This window comes from Bacillus sp. SDLI1, assembly GCF_001553895.1.
Taxonomy (GTDB): domain Bacteria; phylum Bacillota; class Bacilli; order Bacillales; family Bacillaceae; genus Bacillus; species Bacillus siamensis.
The window spans coordinates 2,075,001-2,077,500 of the sequence record NZ_CP013950.1 but is presented as its reverse complement, the minus strand read 5'-3'; the positions used below and the strand labels follow the sequence as shown (position 1 = coordinate 2,077,500).

Genomic DNA, 2,500 nt, shown 5'->3' with positions numbered 1-2,500 from the left:
TCTCTTTATTTCAAAAAACACTTGATTTATAGAGAGATAGCATGGTATATTATTAAACGTCGCTGATGAACAGCAGACAACAACAAAAAGCTTCGAAAACGACTTGAAAAAAGTTGTTGACATAAAAGAAGCTGAGTGGTAAGATAATAAAGCTGCTTCAACAAGCGGTGATGATCTTTGAAAACTAAACAAGACAAAACGTACCTGTTAATTCAAAGTTTTAAATAAATCGCACAGCGATGTGCGTAGTCAGTCAAACTAAGGTCTGCACGATGCAGATCACACAGACGTTACTGCAGGATGCAGTGAACTTAGTCTGTGATCCATTTATCGGAGAGTTTGATCCTGGCTCAGGACGAACGCTGGCGGCGTGCCTAATACATGCAAGTCGAGCGGACAGATGGGAGCTTGCTCCCTGATGTTAGCGGCGGACGGGTGAGTAACACGTGGGTAACCTGCCTGTAAGACTGGGATAACTCCGGGAAACCGGGGCTAATACCGGATGCTTGTTTGAACCGCATGGTTCAAACATAAAAGGTGGCTTCGGCTACCACTTACAGATGGACCCGCGGCGCATTAGCTAGTTGGTGAGGTAACGGCTCACCAAGGCGACGATGCGTAGCCGACCTGAGAGGGTGATCGGCCACACTGGGACTGAGACACGGCCCAGACTCCTACGGGAGGCAGCAGTAGGGAATCTTCCGCAATGGACGAAAGTCTGACGGAGCAACGCCGCGTGAGTGATGAAGGTTTTCGGATCGTAAAGCTCTGTTGTTAGGGAAGAACAAGTGCCGTTCAAATAGGGCGGCACCTTGACGGTACCTAACCAGAAAGCCACGGCTAACTACGTGCCAGCAGCCGCGGTAATACGTAGGTGGCAAGCGTTGTCCGGAATTATTGGGCGTAAAGGGCTCGCAGGCGGTTTCTTAAGTCTGATGTGAAAGCCCCCGGCTCAACCGGGGAGGGTCATTGGAAACTGGGGAACTTGAGTGCAGAAGAGGAGAGTGGAATTCCACGTGTAGCGGTGAAATGCGTAGAGATGTGGAGGAACACCAGTGGCGAAGGCGACTCTCTGGTCTGTAACTGACGCTGAGGAGCGAAAGCGTGGGGAGCGAACAGGATTAGATACCCTGGTAGTCCACGCCGTAAACGATGAGTGCTAAGTGTTAGGGGGTTTCCGCCCCTTAGTGCTGCAGCTAACGCATTAAGCACTCCGCCTGGGGAGTACGGTCGCAAGACTGAAACTCAAAGGAATTGACGGGGGCCCGCACAAGCGGTGGAGCATGTGGTTTAATTCGAAGCAACGCGAAGAACCTTACCAGGTCTTGACATCCTCTGACAATCCTAGAGATAGGACGTCCCCTTCGGGGGCAGAGTGACAGGTGGTGCATGGTTGTCGTCAGCTCGTGTCGTGAGATGTTGGGTTAAGTCCCGCAACGAGCGCAACCCTTGATCTTAGTTGCCAGCATTCAGTTGGGCACTCTAAGGTGACTGCCGGTGACAAACCGGAGGAAGGTGGGGATGACGTCAAATCATCATGCCCCTTATGACCTGGGCTACACACGTGCTACAATGGACAGAACAAAGGGCAGCGAAACCGCGAGGTTAAGCCAATCCCACAAATCTGTTCTCAGTTCGGATCGCAGTCTGCAACTCGACTGCGTGAAGCTGGAATCGCTAGTAATCGCGGATCAGCATGCCGCGGTGAATACGTTCCCGGGCCTTGTACACACCGCCCGTCACACCACGAGAGTTTGTAACACCCGAAGTCGGTGAGGTAACCTTTATGGAGCCAGCCGCCGAAGGTGGGACAGATGATTGGGGTGAAGTCGTAACAAGGTAGCCGTATCGGAAGGTGCGGCTGGATCACCTCCTTTCTAAGGATTTTAACGGAATATAAGACCTTGGGTCTTATAAACAGAACGTTCCCTGTCTTGTTTAGTTTTGAAGGATCATTCGATTCTTCGAGATAATGTTCTTTGAAAACTAGATAACAGAAGTAATTCACATTCAATTGTAATGCAAGAAATCACGTAGTGATTCTTTTTAACGGTTAAGTTAGAAAGGGCGCACGGTGGATGCCTTGGCACTAGGAGCCGATGAAGGACGGGACGAACACCGATATGCTTCGGGGAGCTGTAAGCAAGCTTTGATCCGGAGATTTCCGAATGGGGAAACCCACCACTCGTAATGGAGTGGTATCCATATCTGAATACATAGGATATGAGAAGGCAGACCCGGGGAACTGAAACATCTAAGTACCCGGAGGAAGAGAAAGCAAATGCGATTCCCTGAGTAGCGGCGAGCGAAACGGGATCAGCCCAAACCAAGAGGCTTGCCTCTTGGGGTTGTAGGACACTCTGTACGGAGTTACAAAGGAACGAGGTAGATGAAGAGGTCTGGAAAGGCCCGCCATAGGAGGTAACAGCCCTGTAGTCAAAACTTCGTTCTCTCCAGAGTGGATCCTGAGTACGGCGGAACACGTGAAATTCCGTCGGAA

Annotated in this window: 2 rRNA genes (1 of these 2 running past the window's edge); both read left to right on the top strand. The window is 50.6% G+C overall.

Going from position 1 to position 2,500, the window contains the following annotated elements:
* The first annotated feature begins 327 nt into the window (after positions 1-327).
* Positions 328-1,877: ribosomal RNA gene (locus AUL54_RS09780) — 16S ribosomal RNA — on the top strand.
* A 174-nt stretch (positions 1,878-2,051) separates the two neighbouring features.
* Positions 2,052-2,500: ribosomal RNA gene (locus AUL54_RS09775) — 23S ribosomal RNA — on the top strand; it runs 2,480 nt beyond the window's last position.
* The 16S and 23S rRNA genes sit together here, the layout of an rRNA operon.